The sequence below is a fragment of the Legionella maioricensis genome, from assembly GCF_023618015.1.
GTDB classification, from domain to species: domain Bacteria; phylum Pseudomonadota; class Gammaproteobacteria; order Legionellales; family Legionellaceae; genus Legionella; species Legionella maioricensis.
Window position 1 is genome coordinate 65987 of the sequence record NZ_JAJKBJ010000013.1, and the last position, 26198, is coordinate 92184.

Here is a 26198-nt window from a genome sequence, read left to right on the forward strand (position 1 = left end):
CATATCACTTTTTATTAGCCATAAATATTATAAATGGTACCGTGAACTAAAAGGAGAATTATTCTATCGTGAATATTTTAATTGCAGGAGCTACCGGGTTAATTGGGCAGGAATTAATTAATGGAATGCATAAGGAACACCAGTTTACTGCACTAGGGCGCCATAAAGATTCATTGCGTCAAGTTTTTCATAATGGAACCATTTCTGTTTCTTGGGATGAGTTGGACCATTTAGATGCAAGCCAGTTTGATGCGGTAATTAATTTGTGCGGACTAAATATAGCATCTCGCTGGAGTCCTAAGGTTAAAGAAGAAATTATTCGCTCCCGCATCCAAACAACCGAAATTCTAGTGCAATGGATATTAAAACAAAATGCCAAACCGCATATTTACTGTGCTAATGCTGTGGGGATTTATGGACTTCAACAAAATGGAGATCCTACCGTGTTAGACGAAGATACAGAAATTGATTTTTCTCATCCAAAAGATTTCTTAAGTGAAATAGGCATACGGTGGCAGCAGGCTTTAAAAGAGGCCGAAGATACTGGGATAGCAGTGACCACAACACGTTTTGGGGTGGTTTTAAAAAAGGGGAAAGGTTTTTTAGGTAAATTATACCCTAGTTTTATATGTGGACTAGGTAGCGTTATTGGCGATGGTCGACAAACCTTATCTTGGATTGACAGCAGGGATCTGGTCAATGCCTACCGATTTTTGTTTGCTCATCCTGAGCTCACCGGTCCCGTGAATGTTACTTCTCCTAATCCTTGCATGCAAAAAGAATTTGCCAAAGCGTTTGCTCAATCTCTTCATAGACCTTTATTGCTGACTACCCCTGCTTTTGTAATACGTTTATTGTTAGGTGAAATGGGGGAACATCTCATCAATCACGGACAGAGAGTAGTGCCTAAACGTCTTTTAGAAGCAGGATTTGAATTTCAATGGCCTGATATTAAAATGGCTTTGGCTCATTTGGAATAAAATTTTTCGAGATACTCAGGGTGAAAAAGGTTAATAAGATAGAGGGAAGAGAAGCAATGAGAAAAAGAAAGCATCGATTCAAAACACCAAAAAATTTATATTTGCATTTAATGCGTAACACATTTATTGGTTTTATGTTGATTGCTGTTGCACTTTATATAGGAATGTTCGGTTATCATTTTTTTGAAAGAATGAGTTGGGTGGATTCCTTTTTAAATGCTTCTATGATTCTTTCTGGAATGGGGCCTGCTGCTAATCTTACTACAAACGCAGGAAAAATATTTGCAGGCTTATATGCATTATTTAGTGGCCTGGCTTTTATTGCTATTGTCGTTATTATGCTTTCCCCAATAATCCATAAATTTTTTCGCACCATTCATTTAGAAACTGGGAAAACAGAGAATTGAATTCGGAATTAAGTGGTAAAAACAAAGCCCGTAAATTTAACGGGCTTCATTAAGTTTATTAATGATTTTTTTGGAAGTATTGTTTTAATTTCATAGGTGATATGGATTCATCATCTTGAATTGCAGCGGCAACCACGTTTTGATGACCTGTATCATAAGTACAAACCATAGCGCCACTGTGTTGATCAGGAACTCCAGGAGCACTCATAGTACTTAAAATTTCATTAGCAGCATCCAGAGCAACATCATCCGAATCACCTTCTAAAGGCGCAATAATAAAGCCCCAGTTAGAAGCAGTGTTGTACATGCTGATATTGTAAGTAAGATAGATATTTGGCGCAATTTGTTCAGCCATAGACAGTCCTTCAGCCTTAATATCATTAATATCTGGGCATGGTGCTTGTTGAGTGGAGAACGCTGAACCAGCAAGAATTAAAGCGCCAGCAAAAGCGGCCAATTTTGATTTTAACATCATGTTACCTACTCCTAATTTATTTAAAAATCGGAAAAAGAGTATCACTTGGCTTTAAGATTTACAACTGAAGAGGTTTGATAAATCATGAACTCAATTTATCATGAATTTATTATATTTTTTAAAGGGTTAACATGAGTGTCATTTACTCAAAATAAGCCAAATAGTATCCGTACCTGAATGAAGACAAGTCGAAATCCTGGGATAATGTAACATGCCGAAAGCGTAGGTTAGGCCCATGTCCTGAGGGATAGTTATTTTTTTATTAGGCAATGTCCCTGAAGTTATTTTATACACCACTCATTCTTAGATGATGCACCGATCTCTGAGATTACCTCGCTCCTGGTAGAGAAGTCAGTATTTGAATATCCAGGATTTTCCATTGCCCATTTTCTTGAACTAATCGATAGGCAACAGGGGTTTTTGTACCGTCTTTTGCAGTTAAAACCCCCACCAGACGTCCGGTGGTATTTTCCATTTTCCGTTCACTAAAAGTAGAACTGGCATTATTTATTAATGCAGGGAATTGACTGACGAAATTCTTAAAGCGGTCAATTGAAATGTTTTTTTGGAATTCTGTCGAGGTAAAGGAATATGCTTTTTCAATTTGTCCCTTTTGCAATGCAGTCAGTTGATTATCAACCACGGTAACCAGCGAACTGGTGGCATACATTATTACCGCGGCTACAGAGGACATAAACACGGCAAGCCATGCCATGACTGAGCCTGCAAGGAGCAGCGATTCCTTGGGTTTTGACAAATTATGAGTGAGCTCTATTTGATTTCCCTCTTTGTCCTCAAATTTGTTTTTAATAATTAAAAATAAATCAATAAGCACCCAAACTCCAACCGCTCCTCCAGAAAGCAGCATTAAAATTCCAGTCCACACTTTACCGACATAGAATCGATGGGCACCAAGCATTCCCAAAAAAATACACAAAAGCAGGGTTGTTTTACCCGATTTAGAACTCTTAGGTTCAATGATGGGAGTGGGTTTTTTTACCGTTTGAGATTGAATAGTAGCCGCACCCACTTTAGCTCCGCATTTTGAACAAAATAGAGCGTCAGATTCCAGAGGATTGTTGCATTGCGTGCAAAAATTTTTAGTGTTCATATTCTTCCCTTTCTGGATACTCAATCAACGCGTTAGTAGCCATCGCTACGATTCAACTGTTGACTTCAAGTTTAATAATCACATTCACTATGAGTTGATAATTCATCTTTGTCGCGACGTTTTGCCACTTCCAATAATTGAATGATCAACACGCCCTGATTTTACGCCAATAATGTTTTAAGTATAGAATAAGGCCTTTTATTCGAGTACGAATAAGAGCAATTTTAATAGTTTATCCTATGTAAACTTTGGTTTGAATCCGGTTGAAGCAGTTGATCATCTATAGTTTGCAGCATTAATTTAATTTGTCTTTCATACATAGGTCTATCATATCCTCCTTCTAATCCCCAATATATATTTTCAATACATTCTTTATTTTCTTTATAAAGAGTAAATATACGTTCATAAAAAAAGGTTAAATCTCCATCATTATAACGAGTTCTAGTGGCTTCTGATGAGGTCATCATGCGGTCACTTATAAACTTACCGCAGAACGCAGTCTCATTTTCGTGAGAATCCCAACCGGTTGGTAAATAAATAACTATTTTCTGCTCATTTTCTTTGGCATGAGCCATATGTTCCTTTATTTTATCTAAGGCAAACAGGAGGGCTGGATGTACTGAAACAGAGCTACGGGTGGTTAATTTTAAATCCACGGCAAAATATTCCATTTGATTTTGACGCCAGCTTTTAATCCCTTGCTTTTCTTGATTTCCTTGAGCCTTAAACTCGTAGTCTATAAAAGCATGATCCTGGCAAGGATAGACCCTTGAGTCAAAAATATCGATATGACATATACTCATGTGAGAGAGAGACTCCCTTAAGACATTGCATAATCCATTGTCTCTATTCACATCAGTACCAATAATGACGTATCTGAGAGGTTTCTGGTGCGTCAATTCCGCATGTTTCATTAATATGGCAATCTTATTGAAAATACAAAAACCAGAGCCTTCGCGACTAAATGCGTGATGAGTAGGTAAACCAAAAGAAAAATGGCATTTTGCGGGGTGTTTTAAGGTTGTTGCAATATCTTTTATCAACAGTTCAAAGGTGTTAGGGGAAATGGTAATATCTGCATTTATTTTTTTTACTCCAGTTCGTTGCGCTTCAATGGAGTAGCTGATTATTTTTTCCAAATAATCTATTGGATGCACTGCAAGTATGGATTGAAGAAGAGTATCTTCGGATGCGATGTGACGTAACTGCTGAAATGCTTCTTTTTTCGAGCCCTTATTAATCGCGGCAAATAATTCATTCCAGATTCTCAGATCAACTTGTTCTGTGTTAATTACAGAGAGCAATGTGTGTTTTTCCTGTTCTTTTTTTATGGTTTGAGTCATATGCATTAAGCGTGCAGATTGATCTTCTGCTCCTCCTGCAGGCATACCATTCATTTGTTCTATATCTCCTTCTGAAGGAATTTGAAGTAAGCATTCTGGCAGTTCGGTGTTCATGAGTTCTGAGCTAAGCCATTTTTGTACTTCTTTTTTTAACCCAGCTCTAACATTTTCAAACTCTGTATTCTGTGCATATTTTTCCAGTTCCAAGAGGTACTCTTGGACGGTTTGCCATTCTTCTGGATCTAAACTATTAATGTTGGTAATACAGGATAGAATTTTTTTTTCCAATAATGATAACGGGGTTTCTTTAAAAAATTTTCTTTTCATGGATTGTTCCTAAGAAAATTAGTTCATTCATTAATCAGTGTATCTATTATAATTAGTCTAGGCTATAGGGGGGGGATTTGCCGTCTAATGGGACACTATTAATATTAGTGAATAATCATTTATACTCAGGGTCGTAATGTAATGGAGGAATTCAAATAATGATTAACCATAAGCTAATCCAAATACCTGCAAAACCTTGTGGTGCACATCTTATTACCAATGAAATAAACAAACATTTAGAGCTTAAAGGTACTGGAATTCTGCATCTTTTCATTCAACACACTTCAGCTGCCCTTGCCTTAAATGAAAATGCCTCATCAGATGTTTTGCTGGATGTGCATGATTTCTTTAGCGCCCTTGTACCTGAAAGCAATCGTTACAGACATCAGGAAGAGGGGGATGATGACATGCCAGCCCATATTAAATCTATATTATGCAGCACTTCGTTAACCATTCCTTTTCAAGAGAATCAATTATTATTAGGAGTATGGCAGGGAATATATTTAATGGAATTCAGAAAAAACGCGGGCCCAAGAAGTATTGTCCTAAGCCAGTTTTCATAAAGCACTATAATTTTGAGAATGTTCATGTAACTTAATATCAGATTCTCTCTATTCCTCTTCATCAATTAGAACATTAAAAGAGCTTGCAACAGAGCCGCAAGAGTTTTTTGCTGAAATCTTGAGATCAAAGTTATCTTTGGTTTCTGCATCAATTTTTAGTTCGCCAGTTTTGTTGTTAATCGCCACTTTATTTTTAGATTTAATTTTTTTATAGGTCATCGTATAGGTTAATTTAGAACCACTAAAATAAGGCGCTGTTTTGATGACGGCCACGTTATAGGCAATAATATCCCAATTTTCAATAGGCTTAATCAGCTTTGGTTTTTCACAGGAATTTGTGGCTGCATGCCCTGTCATAGAGATACCGATCAGAAGTGCCATCAAACTTAAAACGTTCATCACCCTCTCCTTGCTTTATATGAAAAAACGAAGTTGTTTTTTAAGCCTTATTTTTGTCTTTTCATGAGGTTTTTGATCTTAATTCACAGTATAGATGATTCGCCTAATCACCGGAAAACGATATTAGTGATGGAGCTTGGAGTCGATGTTGTGGAAGTGATTATCTGACTTTATAATGAATTTCTATGTATTTTAAAGGATGAAATATGAAAGCTATAGGTTATTACCAATCACTTCCCATTGATAACGAGCAAGCCTTGGTTGATTTAGTTTTATCTACTCCTAAAGCTTCAGATCACGATATTCTTGTAGCAGTTAAAGCGGTAGCAGTGAATCCAGTTGATACTAAAATAAGGCGCAATGTTCAACCTGAAGGAAATACCCCCAAGATTTTAGGATGGGATGCCGCGGGTACTGTTATCGAAGTAGGGGCAAACGTTACTTCATTTAAACCAGGCGATGAAGTGTGGTATGCCGGTGATATAACTCGCGCTGGAACTAATAGCGAATTTCATTTGGTTGATGAAAGAATTGTCGCTAAAAAGCCTAAGTCTTTAAGCTTTCAAGAAGCAGCCGCGCTTCCTTTAACCAGTTTAACGGCATGGGAGCTTTTATTCGATCGATTAAAAATAACTCCAACAGAAAAAGGCATCTTATTGATTACGGGGGCTGCTGGTGGTGTTGGTTCTATTTTAGTGCAATTAGCAAGACAGCTAACAAATTTAACTATCATAGGTACGGCCTCACGCCCAGACTCAGTGAAGTGGATTCTTAATCATGGGGCTCATCATGTTATTGATCACCGTAACGATTTGAAATCTCAATTACAGGCTTTACATTATCCAGAGGTAGATTTTGTTATTAGCTTAACTCACAGTGATGAACATGCCAAAGCATTGATTGAGGTATTAAAGCCACAAGGTAAATTTGCTTTGATTGACGATCCGCAACATTTGGATATCAAACTATTCAAACCCAAGAGTATTTCCATTCATTGGGAAATGATGTACACCCGCTCCATGTTTAAAACGCCCGATATGATAAGACAGCATGAAATATTAGCCGAAATGGCAAGTCTGGTGGATCAAGGCAAAATAAAAACGACTGTAGCAGAGTGTATGGGGGCGATTAATGCGGCTAATTTGAAAAAAGCGCATGCTTTGATTGAAAGTGGTCAGGCCAGAGGGAAAATTGTGTTGACTGATTTTTAGACTCAAGGAAATTGTCAGTATTTGGGCAATGTTGTTAAAAAAGAGGATTAACAATATTGCTTAGTTCGGATGAAAAAGAGGCAGATACTGGATTAAAGAAGAATTAATTATTTAAACCATTTCTCGACCTTGTTCCTAACATTGCATTGCTCCCTTATGCTCAACTGTTGGTTCTCTGTGGGTATGGAAAGCAGGGGGGGCTTATTTTGGTGTACCCTTACAAAATTATTTTGGTTGGTTTTTCGTTATTTATATAATTTATCAAAGCTTTGCCTTTTATCTTGCAAAATTTGATCTCGTTGCGCCAGGAAAAATGGCAGCTTTTTCCAGTAAAATATTCTGGCTGGAAGCGGTCGCTATCTATGGGATTCTAGGCTTATCGCAATTAGTAGGGTTTATAGGAGCGACTGATCATAAAGATATTTATGGATCAATGGCAATGATTACTCTATTCACCATGATGTTTGTGACATTAATTTCATATCTTAAAATTAAAGGGTCAAATCAATTGGTATAAGAAACATCCTCCGTCCTCTCTGGCTAACAAAGCAGATTAATAAACCGTCTTTGCGAGGCTCAGCGAAGCAATTGTAAGTTTAAATTGAAATTCCAGCCTGGATTTCACTTCCTACGCAAAGACGATCGTTTTTCGCCTAAGGTCTCTGGAATAATTTTTTTATTGATAGCAGTGGGCACACCTGACTTTAGAGACGAACAGTCAATAGACCTTAATAATCAATTTTTTAAATAGACTCAATATGTTTTATTTTGAGCTATATTAAATTATATGGGGACACTAAGAATATAAAAAAGGACATATCATGAGTCATCTTCTGCTATTGCTTTTAGCAGTAACCTATTCTGGCTTCTCTTTACCTCCTTTTGCATTGGTACAGGAAAAAATAATTAGCGTAGCGAACAATGTCGTTAACGAGATACCCTCAATAACAATGCCATTAAATGAAATCAGTGACATGTTGCATCAACAGGCTCCTCAATTAAATGAACTCGTTATCAATAAAGTGTTAACGACCTTAAGATGCGCCATGGAATATAATGTCGATCGAAATAATATTTTAACGATTATTGATTATTCTCTTCCCTCTAATGAGAAACGTCTGTGGGTATTTGATCTAAAAGAAAAGAAGCTGCTGTTTTATACCTATGTGTCACATGGAATTAAATCTGGAACTTTAGCAACAAATTACTTTTCAAATAAATTCAACAGTAAAGCCAGCAGTATTGGCGTTTATAAGACTGAACAAGCCTATTATGGTCGTGAAGGATTATCTTTACGCTTGGATGGTCTTGATGCGAACTTTAATGATAATGCGTCTAATCGCTCTGTTGTAATGCATGGCGGCTGGTATGTTGAGGAACAGTTCATTAAAAGATATGGAAGACCTGGTCGTAGTTGGGGCTGTCCTGCTCTTCCTTTAGGCCTCTATCAACCTATAATAAATACCATTAAAGATAAATCATTACTGGTAGCTTATTACCCAAGCGATGCCTGGTTTGGAAAATCAAAATTTCTCAATTGCAATAAAATAAAAACAACCTCCACCGCAATTACCCTGCCAAAAGAACCTAAAATAACAGATAACAGCGAGCAACGAGAAGACGTCCTTTTTGCTAGCATCAGTAAAACCATGAAACACGCGGATGATAATCCTATAGTAGCGATGTCAGCAGATAATTATGAACGAATATTTCACGCCAAAGCTCCTTTGGGGCGCATGCTTAGGCGTCAAATTAACAATGCAGAATACATCGCATTGAGTAATGCTGAGTTTCATACCTTGGCGGTTCATAGCAATGAAAAGGATAGGGAAGGTTTAAATGCTATTAATTTTATCGTTCCGGTTATCATAATGGTTAGAGGCTATTATGAAACACAAATGAAGATTTTAGATATGGGAAAAATCAAGGACATTCGATTCAATGCCGATCTGTCAAAGAATGAAACGGTAACCAGTTATTCAGTGAGCTTTGAGAGAAGACCTAGCATAAACTTAAAAGCAACGAACCGATTTATCCGTTGGGTTGGTCTATAATGGTTCTGTATAACCAAGATCAGTCTATCTAGAGTTTGTTAACAATTGATCTTTCGTGTCCCGCGATTTGTTCGCGAATAGGGAGAATATTATGGATGATGCAAAACGAAAAGAAATGCCTTCAAATTTGGCAGAAATTAAAAAAATGGCGAAGCAATCTCTGGAGCAAGGGGCACTGACGCAAGATTATCCTTTGAATTTGGAACAAGTTTATAAACTGCTAAATGATGCTTTAGCAACTGAAATTATGTGTGTTTTACGCTACCGTCATCATCAGGTTATTGCCCAGGGAATAGATAGACCACAGGTCGCCGCAGAATTTTTAGAGCATGCGGATGACGAGCAAAGGCACATGATGATGATCGCTGAGCGAATAAATCAATTAGGTGGAAATCCTGACTTTAACCCCGCGACCATATCCCAACGCACTGCCACAGAATATGGAACAGGGCGGGATTTATTGAAATTAGTAGAAGAAGATCTGATTGCCGAACGGATTGCCATTATGGTTTATCGTGAAATGATTGAGTGGTTTGGTACAGGCGATCCAACCACAAGGCGAATGTTAGAAGAAATATTAAAAGATGAGGAAGATCACGCAGATGATTTATCTGATCTTTTAAAAATTAAAAATAATTAAGTGTCTGAGTTATTATGGATGCCAGTTTATGCCATTTGTAGGACCAGGGGCCCACAGCCGTCATTGCGAATAGAGTAAAGCAATCCAGATCAGATTTTCAACTGGCCTCTTTCTGGATTGTTTGGACAAGGCATGCAAAACGAAAGAGGCATATTCTGTGAACGCCTATTTAAGGAAAGGTATTCTGTTGCTGGGAATCAAGCTCTGCACATTTTAGCTGAATTTGTTCATTATTCACTAAATCAACCAACTTCACATGAAATATATATCTTCCTGACACATTTTCAATGACTCCATTACCAGGACTATCAAAATGCAATATTTTTTTGAAAAAATCATCTCTCAACGCATATTTTTGCTTTTGCGTTTCTTGAGAGTGAATGGTGATTTTTCCATCAGCTGAGGGTCCTGTGATGGTTATGAGATTGATGTCTTGCCCGTGCTCCTTGATTAAAGCATCAAGAGCCTCCATCGTTTTTATCTCTTCTTCTGTTCTGAGGGGCAATAGAGAGAATTTAAGTTGTTCGGGTTGCACGCATGCCCAAGTGTTATGACGCGCATTATCAATACTCCAAAGCGCACCGCCCACCATTTGATCATAACTGCACACAGGAAAAGAGTAGGGCTTTACTGAGTTTATGTAAAAAGTAGTATGTCCTTCACCTACCAATGAAACGAGTAGGCTTTCAGGATGTTTGTCTCTAATTTCATCTGCTTTGAGCTTCCATTCGATATTAACCATTTGTCTTTTTTCAGTAACCACATTACTGTGTGCATCCATAGTCTCTTTATATAATGCTTGGGTATCAATTGCATAAACAGGAATGCCGTTTTCAACCAGGGTTTTTACCAACATATAAAATCCCTGGTCTTCATTAACAATACCATGAGCTTTATCGAGTTTTCTCAGGTATATTTCTAGGATTGGAGATAAAGATTGATGTTCACCACTTTTATCAAGCTCTGTTTGCATCGATTCGCTGCATAGGTGCTCTAGTAAAACAATACCCTTTTTTTGTTTTAATAAGGCAATACTGTCAGGGCTCATGATGGCTAACTTGCCTCGGGGGGACTTATGATTCTCACCTATCACGACATGAGCTACCTCTTCAGGCATTAAATGATACATACTTGCCAAGGTGTTTGAAGTGCCCAACTCAATAACTTGGCTTTCTTTTTCAGACTCGTCAAAATTATATTGCTTTGAAAAGTCTTTAGATCCCGATATGAGTTGTTTCACTTTATTTTCCAAATAAGATCTATAATCTACATTCAGCGATATTTTTACATCCATAGCCAGAGCCCTCTGGGTTTCTTTTGTTCTGACGAGATATCCAATTTCAAAAATATAGGCAATTTCCTGTTCGCTAAATACTTTGAATCTAATGGTTTCTTTTTCATCATCGAACACGATCATATCCTGAGGTATATTCCACGAGGTCATTTTAGCGATGATTTTTTCTTTACACTCGGTGTAGGTGAAATAGTGTGCATCATCATAAAAATTGTAGGTACATGTATAGGAAGGCAATTTATTGCTCTGTTTTGACGAACCAAATAATCCCTCTTGACTGGCAGACATGGCTTACTTCTCCTTATTGGATTTCACAGAGAGGATTCATATCTTTATACTAAGTAATATAAATATAGGTTATTAATTGGCTTTGTACTAGGGAGGGCCTGAATCAGGAGGATTTTGCGTGATACTTTTGACGTAAAGCTAATGCCTGGGGGCTTAAACTCATAAATCCTTGAGCAATAATAAAGACAAGATAATAAAACACAATAGAGCGACGTCAGCGTTTTGCCATAACGCCAGGCAGTGCGAATTAAAGTAAGATAAGGGTTATTCATTATTTACCTTGTTCCGGAAATATTATTGCCTTTAATTCATCCTCAAATCCGAATGATTGCATGTCTTTTAAACGTTGTGGATATAAAATCCCATCAAGATGATCGCATTCATGCTGGACTATTCGTGCATGAAACCCTTGGGCCTCCCGAGTAATTAATGTTCCTTTCAGGTCATACCCGCTGTATTCAATGTGATTATAACGAGGAACCAGGCCTCTTATACCCGGCACGCTTAAACATCCTTCCCAACCGTCAATCATTTCATCAGAAAGAATTTTAATTGTTGGATTAATAAGTACGGTATAAGGAACGGGTTTTTCATTAGGATATCGGGTATTTTTTTCGAAACCGAACATAATGACTCTCTTATTGCATCCTATCTGAGGAGCCGCAATTCCTACGCCCTCCATTTTTTTCATGGTATCTTTCATGTTTTGAATCAGTTCCAGAAAAGCAGGATCAGAGAGCTCAGAATGCTCACTATTTTCTATAGGCAGAGAGGGGGTAGCCAATTGCTTATTTCCCATTTTTACAATCGATTGACTGGGCATCGTTTCTTATCCAGGTGAATTTTAGGCACGCATCCAGATAATAAAGTAATTAAGCTTGCAACGGCAATCAGAATAAATTTTTTGTTGATTTGGGGGGATTTTTAGGCTGTTGTCACCATTTCGACGCTTTCTTTCTTAGAACTATCGGTGTTATCAATCAGTGTTCTGACTTTTCGAGAAATAAAATATAAAAAGAGGGCACCAAGTAAAGCCCAGAGGCTTAACTGTTTAAATACATGAAGAAAATCAGGGTTTGATATTAGTGGGTTCGTGGATTCCGTTTTGACCATAGCATTTGAGAAATAATGGGATAGAGATGCAGCGACCCCCGCAACCAACATCCACGTACCCATTAAAACTCCCTGTAATTGAGGTGGGGCTATTTGTCCTATCATGGCATATCCTATTGGACCAATGAGTAATTCTGCCATGCCTTGCAGGATGATGTAGCCTATCACCCAATAAAGATGGGTATAACCTTCACTATTGGAAAAAATAACTCCGCAAGAGAGGAGGACAAAAGAAAGAGCTAATAAGATGAACGCCCACACAAACTGAAGCGATACAGACGGGTTATATCCTTTGGATTTTAGTTTATTGAGGAGCCCTGTTAAGATTGGTGCTCCTAAAACGATAACCAATGGATTTACATTTTTAATCCACTGAGTTGCGAGTTCAAATCCAAAAAAATTTTTGTCTGCATTATTTTTGATAAAGAGGGTTACGCCTATTGGGCCAGTAAAATAAATCATCCAAAACACCAGGCAACTGACTGCCAAAATTAAATAAGCCATTACTTTTTGTTGGTCAGCTTTAGAACCTTGCTTCATCCCTAAAGTTAGAATGATAAAAAACATAATCAGACTAAGAGTGACTACTACTCCATTACTGAAATGTGCTGAATGAAAACATAAGAGCATTGCTGGAATGAGCAGTAAGCTTATCATTAAGCCAATAAAATTTTTAGATAAAAGATCGGTGTATTTTTTGACTTGTATCAAGGGAGTATTATTATCGAGAAGATGAGACCACGATTTAGCAATGAGGAACAGGGTAATTGCGTTGGTAATCATACAGGCATAAAACAGATATTGATATTGATTGGAATAATCAAAAAATCCACTTGCAATATAACCGGCACAAAAGCCTATGTTCATGGCTCCATAACTTAAGATAAATGCACTATTTCTTCGACTGTCCGATTGATTAAAACGCTGTGTCAGCATGCTGTTGTAACAGGTGGTATTTAGCCCACAACCTACCAGGAAAAAACTTAGGCCTATATAGAGCAAAGAGGTATGACATAGCGCTAAAAATATTAAACCTATACTTTGAATGATAATGGTAATAAAAAACAAAAATCGATTACTAAGATAGCGTCCTCCGATCAGGCCACCTATTAATTGTAAAACATAATTGAAAGCTAAGAATAAGCCAACAATACTATTTGATGATGTATTGGGAGTTTCCAGTTGCTTGGTTAGGTAAAGTGGGAGTGAAGAGTACAAGATGGCAAATGAAAAAGTTGAAAATGCTTGGATGAAATAGAGATCGGTAACTCCATTGGGCATTTTCTGAGTGGTTTTTAACATGGATTGACTCTAATTTTACTTAGAATACAACTTTATCACTCTAAATGGTAAAGGGATAATAATCCTATCCTTTTCTTGCCAAATGTTTGTGGTAATTTTTTATTAATAGTGTATAATGTTCGGCCTTTGAGGCTGGTTTAAGGTCACTAATTTCGCACTGTATTCAAGCGTCAGACAAAAAAGCTGAACTTTTCCCAGGTTTAAAAACCGGGAAGCGATAATTTTCAAGGGAATAATTTTTGAAGGGAGAGATTAGCAAAATATATTGAGGAAAGTAAGATGTATTTATTTTTTGATGCCATTAAAAGCTATATTAGGGGATTTGTTAATTATCTTTGGGAATGCTGCGCCCCTGTACCAAATAATAATGTTCAGATACAAGAAACAGATGAAGAACCTCAATTATCTGTTAATCCTATAGAAAGTAAAGTAGAAAATACAGCGACATTAACTCCCATTAAACGTCAAACCAGACAGAAATCTAATACTCAATCCAAATTAGAACCTGCGATTAAATCCAGGAAAGAGACTCCCGTTAAATCTAAAATAAAAAGTATCACTGCACCCGAAAACGAGATTATGAATACGCCTGAAGTAGCGGTTCAAATGGCACCTAAAAAGTCGCGAACCAAACTTAAAGGGGCTCAAGTGAAACCTGAGGGCCGGATTCAACCTGAAGAAGTGCAGATTCAAGCTAAAGACACGCAAATTAAACCTAAAGAAGCGCAGATCAAACCCAAAGAAGCGCAGATTAAACTCAAAGAAGCGCAGATTAAACTCAAAGAAGCGCAGATTAAATCCAAAGAAGCGCAGATTAAATCGAAAGTGGTTAAACTTGACGGGTCACGGACTAAGGCAGAAGAGTCTCGGAGCAAGACTGCAATAATACATACTCCTATTAAGCCATCTAAGGTAGAGTCTTCGGTTAACTCTGAGGTTAAGAAACCATCATTAAGTTCTTCGGCTTCTGTTTTTTTTCCATCTTATTTATTAACACCTACCGTACCTGTAAAACCCGTTATTAATAGAGATAAATTTCCTCAACAGGTTATTCAATTAATTGACGAGCTAAGAATTAAGTTTCCTGAAGCAAAATTTTATTTTGTAGGTGCTGGCCCGGCCAATATTCTTGATGGTTTAAAGCCCAATGATTATGACATTCTGATAGTTAATGCTGACGTGGGTTTAATTCAAAACCATCTGCAATCCAGGAAAATAAATGCTCAAAAAAGGAGTGGAAAACATCCAGTAATTTTTTGTGATTTTGAAAATGGAGTTTCAATCGATTTTACGGTAAAGACTCAAAAAGAAGTACAACCAAAGAATATCTTGGAAGGGGATTTTAAAAATCGAGATTTTAATTTAAGTGCTTTGTATTGTGAGTTTACTGCAGATAAAGAATTTGAAGTGTTCAGTTTTTCTAACGCATTAAAATTACGTAATGACCGAATTATAGAAGCCATTGGTGATCCTGTTGCTTCACTTGAGCAAGATCCCACTCGTTTATTTCGATTGGCCAAATTGCTCATTACTAATCCAAACTATGTTTTAGGAAAAGAACTTCAACAGGCAATTGATGGATTAAAGGAGGTTAAGGATAAAAAACCAAAATGGTTATTGCTCTTTGAACAATTTATCAAAGCAGAATATGCGAACCATGATAGATTAGATCAAGCGATGAGAAAATTATTTATTCGTTACAGTTACCAGGATATAAATAAGGCTTTTCAAAAACTCGGATTGTTAACAGAGTTTACAGATAACTCTCATACTGCTGCGGATCAAGCTTGTTCTAAAATTCCTGATATAAGTCCTGCTGAGAGGTATATTTATTGGGTATTAGCAAATATATTACAACGCTTTGAAGACGGGAAAGAAAATAGTTTGTCGCCTTTGCATCCCATTCTTAATTTAACTTATGGAGAAATAGACTTACTTGATTTTGTTTATGGCCAGGGCCCCTCAAAAACACCCGAGGTATACGTATATCTATCGCAGGTTCTTACTTTAATTGGTAACTTTAAATTACCTTACAAAAATGAAACCGACCACAGTTTTACCCTTTAATAAGGGAGTAGACCGTCTTAGGGTAGAAATAATCGCATTGCCATTGACCTAAGAAACGTCATTTCAGGAGCTCCCTCTCGGCAAACTCCTCGGGATCTGATATATCTTCGCGAAATGGGTAGACATAGAATCATTTGGGAACTAATTGATACTTAATGCCTACGTGCCGCGCATAAAGAGCGGTACGTAGGTAATATGGATATCTATTTCTTTGATTACTTAATTCTTTGTTTCTTAAGAAAAAAAGTAATTTAGGCCAACTCGTATGGTGTTTTCCGTAAATTTAGCTGATGTATCTACTATTGCCCCAGCAAAAGAAGCCGGAGGAGTCGTCGCTATATTTTGAGTAAGATTCAGATGAGTATGTAGTGGTCCTAATTGATAGTAAATATATTCTACTTTCATACTCCAGCATGGTGAAAATAACAGTTCTGCACCGCCGCCCGCAGCCCATCCCGCTAAAAGTTTACTGGCGTTGAGTTCTTCATAAAAAGACGGGAAAGCAGAATTAGTTTCTGTTACTGAATAACTTGTTTTCAGGGATCCGCCTCCATATGCAAAAGCGCCCGAGCCATAAAGTAAAAATGAAGGCCCAACAAGAACACCCAAGCGGCCTTTAAGAAGACCTACATAGTTTAACTTTTTAGTGTTTACAATATTAGCATTCAACGTGCCTAACAGCGCGGTTGAAACAGAGTTGGTAGTATTGGTGGTACCATTGGATTGGCCAATCGCATCCAAATCAGCATCAATACCTATAACAAGATTCTCGGAAAATTGAGAGTTATAGCCGATTTGTCCGCCTCCTATAAAACCCTTTGAGGAATTAAAGAGGTGCCTGGTTCCCAGATCTGCCAGAGCAAATGACATTGTTCGTGAGTTGGGTGAAAAAAGAGGATTTGCAAAATTAGTTCGGCCATCATTTTTGATTATATTATTTGATGACCATAAATATCCTGCATTTCCTCCGATATAAAAGCCAGTCCAACTTCGGTATTCTTTTGAAAGAACACTACCAAAAGCCGTAGTTCCATATAATGCTAAGGTTAACGAAAAGTAAGTCCATGTTTTATTCATCAATAATGTTCCAATTATATATTATTTAAAAGTGCCAACATTTTTTATTTTGTATCCATCTTGATGGGATTGTTTGAGGGATTGAATTGTTGAGCAATAAGTAACTGTACCTAAAATATATTATAAAATAATTAAGATCAATCGGCCTTGTTCATCTTCATGAACGAAACCAAATAATACAATACTTCTTATTTTTATTTTTTCGTTCCACATTAAATACAGGGTATCATCTCAAGCCGAATAATAAAATTAAATTTTAGGTTCATAAAGAGGATTATCATAAGAGTTCCCCGCTTCATAAAGTGGATTGTCAACAACTTTGGTTATTTTCTTATCAGAATAAAATGAATGAGGGTTAGGTGTCTTTTTCATATCTTTTATATGCAAAGTCTTTTTAACACGCTCAAATAAAGAAGCATTTTTTCGCGCTGTCTCTTTCACTGCTGGATTTGTTTGTTCTTCTTGCAATGCTGTGGATTGATGTGCCAATGTCTCCATTCGCCTACTGGAGTATGCCAAATACAAATTGTATTTATCACCTTGCATGGCATTTCTTTTTTGGATCTCTGTTTTATAGGCCATTAACCATTTTTTACGGAATGCCGGAAGATTTTCAAGCATTTGTTCATTTTCTTTTACCTTGCTTAAATCGTTTTGTGCTTTGGCCAATTCAATTGACTCTTCTAGAATCACCTTTAATGGCTTTATTTTATATTTAACTCCTTTATATTTTATGCTCGCTTCCTGCTCATTTTTGAGCATCGCTAATATAACATCGTTATAAAAGTTTGACTGTGAATAGCGTAGAACGTGGGGTGAAGGGAAAAATAAATAAGTCGCTCTTACTTCACCATATTTGCAGTAAGTAAATTTTTTATCAGGGTAGCGGAGGAAGAGTCTTGATAATAAGGCTTTTAGGTTTCACAAAGAAGATGCAAGAGAATTTTCAATCGCTTTTCTTAAAATGGATCCCGCAATAGTAATACAGTTGCGGGATTTATTGAAATTAATGAAGCCCGGATGCGGATAATTGAAAGTGGGTCTCGTGTTCATCTACAAGATGTGTATTTTGTTCATCAATTAGGGGAGAAGACTTATCTGTTCTGGACGTGGGATTTTTCTCCGCGTAAATGCCCATAGTCTTCAGCAGCGTTACCTGACCGGAGGGGGAATGGATTTTAGCAGGGGTTGAGTGTATCTTTTCTAACCGGTCAACTTGAGCCTCTCCTCGGTTTAGCAATTGCTGATATTGTTTATTGAGGCGTTCATATTGCTCTTTAACAATGGTCAGTTGACGCTCCGCTTCACAAATTCGCTCTGCTATTTGATGAAAACTGGTTTCTTTATTGGTTAAAAATGATTCCAGTTTTTCTCTAAATTTTTCTTGTTGAGTCTCGTTTAAATCAAGTGCGTCTAAAAAGGTTTGAACAGTGCCTTTGAGGGTATCTGTGAGTCCGTTTAATCGTTTAATCTCTTGGCTCATTCCGAGTTTTATTTCATTCAACTCAACGATTTTTTGAGACAAATCGGATTGAGCTTTTTCAAAGTTAAGTTGCACTTGTTTTAATTGTTCTTTGCTCATTTCCAATAATTCTTTATGTTCTTCAACCGAACCCTGAAGTGATTCAGTGAGCTTTTCCAGATCCTTATTGGTTTGACGCAATGCCTGTTCCGTTTCTTTAATCTGTTCATTTTGTTGAGTTAACACTTGGACTTGAGCATTTAGTTCATTTATATTAAGACTTAATCTTTCGTTTTCTTTTTGAATATGTTCTATTTCAATTGCTAGTTGCTCGCGTATTTTATCCAAAGACAAAATAACCAGTCCCAATGTATCCGCTAAACTGTTAATACCTGCTTTTAAATGTTCTGTACGATCTATATTTAGTTGGTGATGATTGTCGAGTAGAAGACTGCTTGCGGTGTAAGTAAACAGAGTAAAGACGCTAAGAGCAAAAATTACAATTACATGCGCCACTATAGAAATAACAAATGTAGGAACTATGAGTACAACTCCAGCAACGATTTTTTGCCAAAGTGGTAATTCACCCCAATAGGCGGCCGCACGCGATAAAAAGCTGGGATTATGAGCCATCGCATCGATCATTCTCATCAGATTTTCTTTGATTCGATTCAGCTCTCCTTGAGTCAGTAAAACCTGCTCAAGATCGTCCTTAATTTTCTTAGACTTATTATTGGGGAGATTTAGTTCTATTGCTTCGTCTTGCAGGGATATCTCTGGGGTATTGGTCATTCCCTTGACTCCTTTAATTGGTGACAACAATTAACCGAACGTGTTTCCTTGTGCGGTTATCCTATAAGAGCTCGTGAAGCTAATTATTTGTATCGAACATAGATTGTTTGTTATAACTTATCACTCCAATTTAATAATGGGTGAGTTAACTATGTCTGAAATATTGATTTTAATGCATAACCCCGTAAATGTAAAAATAGGTAAAAAGGTAGTTGAATTATTTTTAAAAGAATATTCTTTCGACTCTACAATAATTGCTCCGCCTGATTTTGTGATACCTGGAGTGGATCCACACCAAATGCCGGAAAAAATTATGGAGTTAATACCAACGAACAATGAAATTCGAATTATATTTTTTGAAGCTAATCTTGGTTACCCAGGTCAAGAGAATCTTAGGGAACCAACTGTAGAGGTACTCAAGTTTTTAATTAAAAATTGCCCTGAGGCCACATTCATTTTGAAAAGCCAAACAGAGGCGGCTATAAAGAATGCTCAAATTATTTTGCAAGAAGAACAGATCGCTTCCGAACAAATTTTCCCTGATGGGTGGATGCTAAAAATAAACGATGATATAAAACAGGCGATGCGTAATGCGCTGGAAGAGCAAAATTTAAAAATAAAATTTCACTAATAACGATATCCTGGTGAATAGTATTCTTGATAAAATTAAGCACTGCTTGCGATGACCAACGGCTCGTTAGTTAAACAAAATTAAGCCAATGCTTATTAGCAAAATAACAAGAATTATTAATTTCTTATGTTTATGAGGATCTGGCTCCGAAAGCTTATTTTCGTTTACTGAGCTATTTTTTTTAGACTTCATGTAGGCTAAATCCTTATTCTATAGTCTATCTTTTATTTATTATAGTTTATAAAAATCGGTTCTAACCTTAACTCTGTTAAAGCAGGGTGTTCCCTTAAACTGCAGATCCTTTTCAACCTCAACTTGATATTTGCGCCATTTATAAAAAATTAAGAGTAAATAAGTGAGTCTTGTTTTAAAATAAAAAAACATCAAACCAATAACTAAATATTTGTCAATTAAGGTATAAAAATGGATTTATTTGTTATTTATATTGGCGGCACTCATCGGCAGTCGTTAATTGAACTGCACGATATGCGGTTTATAGCAGCGAACAATATTGAAGACACCTATGATGCCTTGCGTCAAGGCTGGTGGGGCGTTCCCTCGAGCTTGCATCTTGATGCATGGGGAATACTGGATTATGCAGATGGTCATAGTATCCATATTTCCGAGTTACCCTCCGAGCAGGTAACTAATAAATTATATTTTGTAAATTTAGGAGGCTATGATCCCTGTCAATTTACCGAGTTACATAAAAATATTTTTGTAGTTGCTCCTGATGAACATCAGGCTAAGCAAAAAGCATTACAACATATAAATGATTGGCACTCTCCGCATCGCGATTATTTACACCAGGTCGACTCTATTCTTGATTTGAATGACTTGGTATCAAGTAATAATCATTACCTTCATCTGACAGAAGAAAAGAACGCTAAACCTTTCGAATTTACGTGTCGTTATATCCCTATTGGTAAAAAAGCAGAATGATCCGCCGGCAATTATAAGTCTTCATCTAATTCTTTTTAGTTAAAGACATATTCAACGAGAAAGTTAAATTGTTTTGAGTAAGTAATGCTAAATTGATAAGCTGAAAAATTCAGTATTTAATCTCAGCAAGAATTTTCCTTATAAAAGGATTTTTTAAAATGAGACAAAAATTATTTGTCTTTTGCTTCATATTGCTTTTCATATTTTCAATCCTAACGCAAATCTGGATGTATCAAGATTGGGATATGCTGTTTTTATTGGAAGGCGGTAAACGTTTATTGGCCGGCGGAACTTATGTAAACGATATGTTTGAGAACAATCCGCCATTAATTTATTATTTTAGTGTCGGTATTAATTTTTTAGCCAAAGCATTTGATGTTAGTAATGTATTTGTCTTCAAGTTGTTTATTTATATTCTTATTTTATATTCTCTTGGTGCCTGTCATTATTTATTAAATTTCAAGCCAGTAAAGTCTATTGGAATTAGTTTTTTATTACTTACCCTGGCTTTTTGCTTATTAATCTTGTCTGTTTGTGTTTTTGGCGAGCGTGAGCATTTAATGCTTATCTTGACTATGCCATATTATTTTTTACTTTATCAGTCTGCTGCAGGCATTAAATTTAACCCCACTTTAAAAATAACCATCAGTTTTCTTGCCGCATTAGGTTTTGCAATTAAACCGTATTTTTTATTTAGCTTTTTATTTTCTGAATTACTCTTTATGTATTGGCAACGAAATTGGAAGGCATTATTTCGTTTGGAAATCCAAATTATCTTTTGGACGCTCATTGCTTATCTCGTTTCTATAACTGTTTTTATGCCGGATTTTTACTCCGATATTCTGCCTTATTTGATCAAATTCTATGTATTCAACACCAGTATTATTGAATTATTGACTAATCCGGCTTTAATTAATGCCGCCTTATTGCTGTTAAGTTCTCTATACTTGTCCGCATTTTTAGGCCGTATAGAAACATTACTGATTGCGGTTAATTCAGGATGTATTCTCTCTTTTATTTTGCAAGGCAAGGGTTGGTATTACCATGCCTTCCCACTCATAACCATGAATTCATTACTTGCAACAATGTTGGTGTTTCATTTACTGACTGCTCGTAAGAGAAATAAAATACATCCTCTTCTTTTAATGGTGATTATTATCGCCCAAATTTTATTCACGTTAATACCGGCCTTTGTTGATGACTATAAGAGGATTAATTACTATAAAAATGACAGCAGTTCTTTTCAGCAATTTATAAAAATCACCAGGAAATTTGCTCACCATAAACCCATATTCTTTTTTTCTACGGATTTGGCCATGACTCTTCCTATAGTCTATTATTCCAATGCTAAACTGGGATCCCGGTTTCCCTCTTTATGGCCACTGGCTGGTATAATAAACAGGCAATATGCCCTACAGCACTGTGATCAAATCTGTCGTGAAGCAAAACAAAAGATACTCCATTATATTATGGAAGATTTTAAGCGTTACCAACCTGAATTAGCTTATGTTGATGTTCACCCCTATAAAACTTTTATAAAACCTCCATTTGAATATTTGAAATTTATGCAACAATCACCTGACTTTCAAATTATATGGCAACAATATTGTTATCTTTTAACGAGTCGTAACTATGCTATTTACCACCGATGTAAGAAGGGGGGGGGGTAAGCTAAAAAGTTAGTGCGGGAAATGAATTATCTACCGCACTATTCAATAAATCTTCGTTTTTATCGCATCTGATCTTGTTGATATCACTCATTTTATTTGTACTTTTCTTTTATGTTATAGTCATCATTGGATAATAAAAAGTTTTGAGAGGTCTTTCATCATGGATAATGAATATGCCGGTGTGATTACTCGTTTTCTTCGCAAGGATGAGCGATTAATTTCGTCAGAAGAAAATGAAATGCCACTAGTACTTGAAGCTAAGGATTCTACCGATCTGCAATTCTTGCAGGAATTCCTCACCTCTAATTCAGCCAAGATTATAGAGGATATAGCAAAATATGGCGCTGTTCTATTAAGAGGATTTGATGTGGCTTCTGAACAGGATTTCGAAAGCACCGTTTTGAAAATCAAGGGCTTTAAAGGGATAAGCGAAGCATTCATGTCGGAAGAAGGCCGAATTCATGCTGGCGATTTAAAGTACGTCTTATATACCAATGCAGTGTATAAGACCGGGGGAACATTATATCTCGGTGGTTTCCATAGTGAAAATTATTACAGCGCCGATGTACCCAGTTATATTTGTTTTTGTTGTCTTCAGCCTTCAGCTCTTGGGGGCGAAACCGGGTTGATTAATATGGAAAAAATTTATCAGCATTTGGATGAGAAGCTAAAAGAAAAATTAGAAAAAAATACTTTTTTTGTGTCCAAATGGTTGGTTTCCGAAGTTGAGAAACGTTATGAGCTGTCTCGAGAAACCATAATTAAGCTATGTAATCATTTCGATCTTCCCATTTTGGGGAAGGGGAACGACCAGTTTATTCTGATGTATAAACCTAATATTTTTGAACATCCACTCACCCAAAAGAAATCGTTACAGATTAATTTATTTGAAATTACTAATCTCAACGAAGAAATGAGAAAATGTTTTATGGATGACTATCAGGGAAATACCTGGTTTTGGCATCGATTTGTCTGGAAGTTGCCGGCATTTGTTTTGAAAATACTTGAATATATTTATCTTATTTTTGCTTCATTATTTTTTTCGCCAAAGAATGCTTTTAGAAATGTATATTCAAAATGGAAGACCTATAAAGCATCCCTTAGTTTGCCTTCATTTAATGATAAAAGAGTAGGCAGCTGTTTTAACGACCAAGACGTTAAAGTACTGGCCAAATTAATCAGAAATTACTATTCATCCTGTCTATGGAAACAGGGAGATATTTTATTGATAGACAATAAAAAAGTGATGCATGCAGGAATGCCAGGTTCAGGACCAAGACAAGTAAGAGCGATGATTTGTAACCCGTTGAATATGAACTATTCTTTTATGGAACCGGGGTCCATAAACTGTAGTGATCGAACTAGCGAAACGATTGGCTATTATATGACATCAGGTACATTGGACGACAATAGGGCGCTGTGATCGCAGTTTATTGGATATAAAACAAATTTGTATTTGGATACACCCCTATCTTTACTGGAGGGAAAAGGGTTTATTTGCTAAAAAAGCTTTTTTTCTTATTCAAGATAATATTTCCTTAAGGCTTATGCTCTATTATTAGAGTATTAATGTTAATAATGATCAGGAAGCTTTAATGGCGTACACACTTACTTTATTGGGGACAGACACTACGTTTGCCGCCACCGAAGGATATGATAAGGCAGAAACCTTAAGTTATATTTCGACTTTAATTCCCGAAATTCCCGACTATTCTGAAGTTGCTTTTCCTACTGACAAAGTAACACAATATAGAAATTCAAAGATAGCTGTTATTGACGGTCCTACTACGTTAGGCGCTGAAGTAGGTGATAGAATTGCGCGCGGCGTTCTGGCCATCCTGGAGGCAATTAGCCGCGGTGAAAAAGACATTAACATTATTGCCCACAGCCGCGGAGCTGTTGAAGCAATTTTGGTGGCTCATGAATTAGAGCGAATCCAGACACTTTTAGCAAAACAGCCCCTTGACCGTAAACTATTAACTCAAAGCGTCTGTAAATACACAACAGATGCAATGAATGGATTACATAAAGAATCTTTTGCAGAATTGGATCTTGAGAAGGTTGCCAATTCTATTGATCAGATCCAATTATCCATGCTGACTATTGATCCTGTTCCTGGCGGTAATTATATGGGAATTACTTGGGCCTCAACCTTGGCATGGAAAGATCCTCGTTTTTATAGAGTTCCTAAAATAGTTAAAGAATACGAGCAATATGTTTATGAAAATGAGAGAACTCGTTGTTTTAAACCTATAGTGCCCAAATGTGATTCGCCAGAAACCACCTCTTTCAAACTGTGCAGTCTGCCCGGACATCATGGGACCGGTTCAGGTAATCTTATGTCTCAACAAAGGCAAAAGGTTCCCGATGGCAAAACAGCAGAGCACGTACAAGAGTTAGTGATAGTAAAAATTATAGATTTTTTAACGCGCAATGGAGTAACCATTACGTCTAAAAAAGAAAACGATCCCTTTGAGGCATTAATTGCTGAACTCATGCCAATTGATGCTACCAAATTAAAAAATTTATATTTGAAGTTATATGAGAAAATTAGAGAAAATAAGGAAGCTTACCAATATTTTAATACAACTTCTTACCCAACGTTGGGGCAAGAGCAGGCATTACTTAGAAAGCTATGGACAATAGTTGATCAGCGTATTGTTCACTATCAAGCGCATAATGACACCTTTTTGCCAACAATAATCCCTCCCGTACCTGGTGGCCATTTTTTAAACTATGAACATGCACGCATTCATTTGAATAATGTTTTATCCTTAAAAGATGACGTGCCCCTTGACCAAACAATTAACAAAGCAATAAAGCGATTACTTAACATATGCAAGCGCGTTGACGAGAAGAAGTCGCTTGAAGTTAATGTTAAAGATATGAGTTCCTCATTAATAATGGTCAGTAAAGTAGCTGATACCTTAGATACTAAGGAGGGGGTTGATCTTCTTTTAGAAGGTCTGGCTATGCTGATTGAAGAAGTAAGACGCCCTTATTTGCAGGATGAGTTTATTGATGAAAGACACCGCACAAAAGTATGGGAAGCTGTAACCAGCGCATTTGTTCTTTTTAATGAATTTTTAAAAGATGAGAAACATGCTCAAAATGAAGTGGCAAAGACTATTTTAAAGACCTTAAATACCAATTTGGCTACTACCTTGGAGACAAAACACCATACCTTGGTGGAACAATACCAGCTACTTTCCTCTAAATTGGAAAGCAATAAACTGTTAATTCCGTTGCAGTATAAAATTCAAGAACTCAGAACAAAGCTGAATGAGTCTACTACTGATGAGGATGATCTTGAGTTAAAAAAAATATTAGACGTTTTTCTAGAACAAGCACCACAATTAGCTCATTCTAAATCAGGTGAAATGAGAGGGTTTATTGATGAGCATCTTAAGAATTTAAGTGTAGCTCAAACCCAGAGTGTATTAGGTAAAAGTACCCTGGAATGGGCTAAATTGCTGTTAGGCGAAGCCTTAGACGACAGTCTAAATTATGCTGGTGAAAATATGATGAAAGAAGTCATTAAAGCACATCAGCAATTAGAAAAGTTTAGAGCAGCGCTCCCTGATTTTAAACAGCTTTACAGTGAGCTGCCCTATGATAAATGGGCTTTCGAATTAAAAGAAAAACGAGATCATATGGTGCATTTAGCTGCCCGATATATAGTCAGAGAGGGATTGGATTTAGGCGACTCATTAATGGAAGAGCTGTTCTTTGATAATGCCGCTCTTTATAAAGAGATCTCAGGTCTTGCCATGGGATTAGGGGCAAAACATCCTCTTGAGGAAATGTCTTTCAGGTTAAGCATCAAATTAAAGACTCAAAAAGAAGAAGCTTCCAAAGTATTGAAAGATACCATCGAGCGCCTGACCCGTGCCCAAGAAGATTTAGGTCAAGAGTTGACTAAAAAGCTGCGCTCCGCAGAAGATAGTTATGGCCAAGAAAAAGAAGAGCTTGGTCAGCAAATTGCAAGTTTGCAAAAGAAACAGGAAGAGTTGCGGGTTACGAGTGAACAAAAGATCAAGGAATTAGAAG

The 26198-nt window shown here is 36.7% G+C and carries 23 protein-coding genes and 1 pseudogene; 14 read left to right on the top strand and 10 right to left on the bottom strand.

The features are described 5' to 3' along the window. Positions 1-68 precede the first annotated feature (68 nt). Both LOX96_RS11520 and LOX96_RS11525 read left to right on the top strand, forming a co-directional pair. Complete coding sequence (locus LOX96_RS11520) at positions 69-980, top strand: TIGR01777 family oxidoreductase (RefSeq protein ID WP_250421940.1); 912 nt, start codon at positions 69-71, stop codon at positions 978-980. Positions 981-1000: 20 nt separating this feature from the next. Next, positions 1001-1387 carry a hypothetical protein gene (locus tag LOX96_RS11525; RefSeq protein WP_250421942.1) on the top strand — a complete coding sequence of 129 codons (387 nt, stop codon included), beginning with the start codon at positions 1001-1003 and terminating at the stop codon, positions 1385-1387. Between the two features lie 58 nt (positions 1388-1445). Here LOX96_RS11525 and LOX96_RS11530 read toward each other — a convergent pair whose 3' ends face one another. From LOX96_RS11530 to LOX96_RS11540, 3 genes are all read right to left on the bottom strand, one after another. Continuing rightward, a complete protein-coding gene (locus LOX96_RS11530; protein ID WP_250421943.1) occupies positions 1446-1862 on the bottom strand; it encodes a DUF4949 domain-containing protein in 417 nt (138 codons plus the stop codon). 328 nt (positions 1863-2190) lie between these two features. Beyond that, positions 2191-2973 carry a DUF4864 domain-containing protein gene (locus LOX96_RS11535; protein ID WP_250421944.1) on the bottom strand — a complete coding sequence of 261 codons (783 nt, stop codon included), beginning with the start codon at positions 2971-2973 and terminating at the stop codon, positions 2191-2193. Between the two features lie 224 nt (positions 2974-3197). Continuing rightward, the gene (locus LOX96_RS11540) at positions 3198-4643 is read right to left on the bottom strand and encodes an arginase family protein (RefSeq protein WP_250421945.1); all 1446 of its coding nucleotides are present in this window, start codon (positions 4641-4643) and stop codon (positions 3198-3200) included. Between the two features lie 158 nt (positions 4644-4801). Here LOX96_RS11540 and LOX96_RS11545 point away from each other — a divergent pair, with 158 nt between their 5' ends. Beyond that, positions 4802-5206 carry a secondary thiamine-phosphate synthase enzyme YjbQ gene (locus LOX96_RS11545; RefSeq protein WP_250421946.1) on the top strand — a complete coding sequence of 135 codons (405 nt, stop codon included), beginning with the start codon at positions 4802-4804 and terminating at the stop codon, positions 5204-5206. Between the two features lie 48 nt (positions 5207-5254). Here LOX96_RS11545 and LOX96_RS11550 read toward each other — a convergent pair whose 3' ends face one another. After that, entirely contained in the window at positions 5255-5605 is a 351-nt protein-coding gene (locus LOX96_RS11550) for a hypothetical protein (protein ID WP_250421947.1), read from the bottom strand. A gap of 206 nt (positions 5606-5811) precedes the next feature. On the opposite strand from LOX96_RS11550, the gene LOX96_RS11555 reads away from it, so the two are divergent. The 5 genes and pseudogenes from LOX96_RS11555 (at position 5812) to LOX96_RS11575 (ending at position 9510) form a co-directional block, all read left to right on the top strand. Beyond that, positions 5812-6816 carry a zinc-binding alcohol dehydrogenase family protein gene (locus tag LOX96_RS11555; RefSeq protein WP_250421948.1) on the top strand — a complete coding sequence of 335 codons (1005 nt, stop codon included), beginning with the start codon at positions 5812-5814 and terminating at the stop codon, positions 6814-6816. Positions 6817-6961: 145 nt separating this feature from the next. Continuing rightward, positions 6962-7111 (top strand): annotated as a pseudogene (locus LOX96_RS17570) (carotenoid biosynthesis protein); the annotation flags it as partial. A gap of 18 nt (positions 7112-7129) precedes the next feature. After that, on the top strand, positions 7130-7333 hold the full coding sequence (locus LOX96_RS11565; protein ID WP_250421949.1) for a hypothetical protein: 204 nt from the start codon (positions 7130-7132) through the stop codon (positions 7331-7333). Positions 7334-7637: 304 nt separating this feature from the next. Next, positions 7638-8870 (top strand): murein L,D-transpeptidase catalytic domain family protein, encoded by a 1233-nt coding sequence (locus LOX96_RS11570; RefSeq protein ID WP_250421950.1) that lies wholly within the window; start codon positions 7638-7640, stop codon positions 8868-8870. A 91-nt stretch (positions 8871-8961) separates the two neighbouring features. Next, complete coding sequence (locus LOX96_RS11575; RefSeq protein WP_250421952.1) at positions 8962-9510, top strand: ferritin-like domain-containing protein; 549 nt, start codon at positions 8962-8964, stop codon at positions 9508-9510. A 169-nt stretch (positions 9511-9679) separates the two neighbouring features. Here LOX96_RS11575 and LOX96_RS11580 read toward each other — a convergent pair whose 3' ends face one another. The 3 genes from LOX96_RS11580 to LOX96_RS11590 form a co-directional block, all read right to left on the bottom strand. After that, positions 9680-11092: a TraB/GumN family protein gene (locus LOX96_RS11580; protein ID WP_250421953.1), complete on the bottom strand. Its 1413-nt coding sequence runs from the start codon at positions 11090-11092 to the stop codon at positions 9680-9682. 271 nt (positions 11093-11363) lie between these two features. Then, the gene (def, locus tag LOX96_RS11585; protein WP_250421955.1) at positions 11364-11915 is read right to left on the bottom strand and encodes a peptide deformylase; all 552 of its coding nucleotides are present in this window, start codon (positions 11913-11915) and stop codon (positions 11364-11366) included. Positions 11916-12016: 101 nt separating this feature from the next. Beyond that, the gene (locus tag LOX96_RS11590) at positions 12017-13507 is read right to left on the bottom strand and encodes a peptide MFS transporter (protein ID WP_250421957.1); all 1491 of its coding nucleotides are present in this window, start codon (positions 13505-13507) and stop codon (positions 12017-12019) included. 279 nt (positions 13508-13786) lie between these two features. Between LOX96_RS11590 and LOX96_RS11595 the strand changes: the two genes are divergently transcribed. Next, positions 13787-15574, top strand: a complete 1788-nt coding sequence (locus LOX96_RS11595; RefSeq protein WP_250421959.1) for a tRNA nucleotidyltransferase/poly(A) polymerase family protein — start codon at positions 13787-13789, stop codon at positions 15572-15574. Between the two features lie 234 nt (positions 15575-15808). Here LOX96_RS11595 and LOX96_RS11600 read toward each other — a convergent pair whose 3' ends face one another. The 3 genes from LOX96_RS11600 to LOX96_RS11610 all read right to left on the bottom strand — a co-directional run bounded on the left by LOX96_RS11600 (position 15809) and on the right by LOX96_RS11610 (position 18905). Further along, positions 15809-16651 (bottom strand): outer membrane protein, encoded by an 843-nt coding sequence (locus LOX96_RS11600; RefSeq protein WP_250421960.1) that lies wholly within the window; start codon positions 16649-16651, stop codon positions 15809-15811. A gap of 249 nt (positions 16652-16900) precedes the next feature. Next, positions 16901-17413, bottom strand: coding sequence for a hypothetical protein (locus LOX96_RS11605; protein WP_250421962.1), 513 nt, complete (start codon positions 17411-17413; stop codon positions 16901-16903). A gap of 244 nt (positions 17414-17657) precedes the next feature. Next, a complete protein-coding gene (locus LOX96_RS11610; protein WP_250421964.1) occupies positions 17658-18905 on the bottom strand; it encodes a LegC2/C7 family Dot/Icm T4SS effector in 1248 nt (415 codons plus the stop codon). A 151-nt stretch (positions 18906-19056) separates the two neighbouring features. Between LOX96_RS11610 and LOX96_RS11615 the strand changes: the two genes are divergently transcribed. From LOX96_RS11615 to LOX96_RS11635, 5 genes are all read left to right on the top strand, one after another. Continuing rightward, complete coding sequence (locus LOX96_RS11615; RefSeq protein WP_250421965.1) at positions 19057-19536, top strand: hypothetical protein; 480 nt, start codon at positions 19057-19059, stop codon at positions 19534-19536. Positions 19537-19959: 423 nt separating this feature from the next. Beyond that, positions 19960-20478 carry a DUF1543 domain-containing protein gene (locus LOX96_RS11620; protein WP_250421967.1) on the top strand — a complete coding sequence of 173 codons (519 nt, stop codon included), beginning with the start codon at positions 19960-19962 and terminating at the stop codon, positions 20476-20478. A 158-nt stretch (positions 20479-20636) separates the two neighbouring features. Next, on the top strand, positions 20637-22148 hold the full coding sequence (locus LOX96_RS11625; protein ID WP_250421969.1) for a hypothetical protein: 1512 nt from the start codon (positions 20637-20639) through the stop codon (positions 22146-22148). A 160-nt stretch (positions 22149-22308) separates the two neighbouring features. Next, on the top strand, positions 22309-23571 hold the full coding sequence (locus tag LOX96_RS11630; RefSeq protein WP_250421970.1) for a TauD/TfdA family dioxygenase: 1263 nt from the start codon (positions 22309-22311) through the stop codon (positions 23569-23571). Positions 23572-23743: 172 nt separating this feature from the next. Further along, a partial coding sequence (locus LOX96_RS11635) for a coiled-coil domain-containing protein (RefSeq protein WP_250456369.1) occupies positions 23744-26198 on the top strand: 2455 nt, incomplete at its 3' end.

What these genes read in the sequence shown, in the direction of transcription:
- LOX96_RS11530 (WP_250421943.1), bottom strand. Translation starts at nt 1,862, where the DNA reads ATGATGTTAAAATCAAAATTGGCCGCTTTTGCTGGCGCTTTAATTCTT.
- LOX96_RS11535 (WP_250421944.1), bottom strand. Translation starts at nt 2,973, where the DNA reads ATGAACACTAAAAATTTTTGCACGCAATGCAACAATCCTCTGGAATCT.
- LOX96_RS11540 (WP_250421945.1), bottom strand. Translation starts at nt 4,643, where the DNA reads ATGAAAAGAAAATTTTTTAAAGAAACCCCGTTATCATTATTGGAAAAA.
- LOX96_RS11545 (WP_250421946.1), top strand. Translation starts at nt 4,802, where the DNA reads ATGATTAACCATAAGCTAATCCAAATACCTGCAAAACCTTGTGGTGCA.
- LOX96_RS11550 (WP_250421947.1), bottom strand. Translation starts at nt 5,605, where the DNA reads ATGAACGTTTTAAGTTTGATGGCACTTCTGATCGGTATCTCTATGACA.
- LOX96_RS11555 (WP_250421948.1), top strand. Translation starts at nt 5,812, where the DNA reads ATGAAAGCTATAGGTTATTACCAATCACTTCCCATTGATAACGAGCAA.
- LOX96_RS11565 (WP_250421949.1), top strand. Translation starts at nt 7,130, where the DNA reads ATGGCAGCTTTTTCCAGTAAAATATTCTGGCTGGAAGCGGTCGCTATC.
- LOX96_RS11570 (WP_250421950.1), top strand. Translation starts at nt 7,638, where the DNA reads ATGAGTCATCTTCTGCTATTGCTTTTAGCAGTAACCTATTCTGGCTTC.
- LOX96_RS11575 (WP_250421952.1), top strand. Translation starts at nt 8,962, where the DNA reads ATGGATGATGCAAAACGAAAAGAAATGCCTTCAAATTTGGCAGAAATT.
- LOX96_RS11580 (WP_250421953.1), bottom strand. Translation starts at nt 11,092, where the DNA reads ATGTCTGCCAGTCAAGAGGGATTATTTGGTTCGTCAAAACAGAGCAAT.
- def (WP_250421955.1), bottom strand. Translation starts at nt 11,915, where the DNA reads ATGCCCAGTCAATCGATTGTAAAAATGGGAAATAAGCAATTGGCTACC.
- LOX96_RS11590 (WP_250421957.1), bottom strand. Translation starts at nt 13,507, where the DNA reads ATGTTAAAAACCACTCAGAAAATGCCCAATGGAGTTACCGATCTCTAT.
- LOX96_RS11595 (WP_250421959.1), top strand. Translation starts at nt 13,787, where the DNA reads ATGTATTTATTTTTTGATGCCATTAAAAGCTATATTAGGGGATTTGTT.
- LOX96_RS11600 (WP_250421960.1), bottom strand. Translation starts at nt 16,651, where the DNA reads ATGAATAAAACATGGACTTACTTTTCGTTAACCTTAGCATTATATGGA.
- LOX96_RS11605 (WP_250421962.1), bottom strand. Translation starts at nt 17,413, where the DNA reads ATGCTCAAAAATGAGCAGGAAGCGAGCATAAAATATAAAGGAGTTAAA.
- LOX96_RS11610 (WP_250421964.1), bottom strand. Translation starts at nt 18,905, where the DNA reads ATGACCAATACCCCAGAGATATCCCTGCAAGACGAAGCAATAGAACTA.
- LOX96_RS11615 (WP_250421965.1), top strand. Translation starts at nt 19,057, where the DNA reads ATGTCTGAAATATTGATTTTAATGCATAACCCCGTAAATGTAAAAATA.
- LOX96_RS11620 (WP_250421967.1), top strand. Translation starts at nt 19,960, where the DNA reads ATGGATTTATTTGTTATTTATATTGGCGGCACTCATCGGCAGTCGTTA.
- LOX96_RS11625 (WP_250421969.1), top strand. Translation starts at nt 20,637, where the DNA reads ATGAGACAAAAATTATTTGTCTTTTGCTTCATATTGCTTTTCATATTT.
- LOX96_RS11630 (WP_250421970.1), top strand. Translation starts at nt 22,309, where the DNA reads ATGGATAATGAATATGCCGGTGTGATTACTCGTTTTCTTCGCAAGGAT.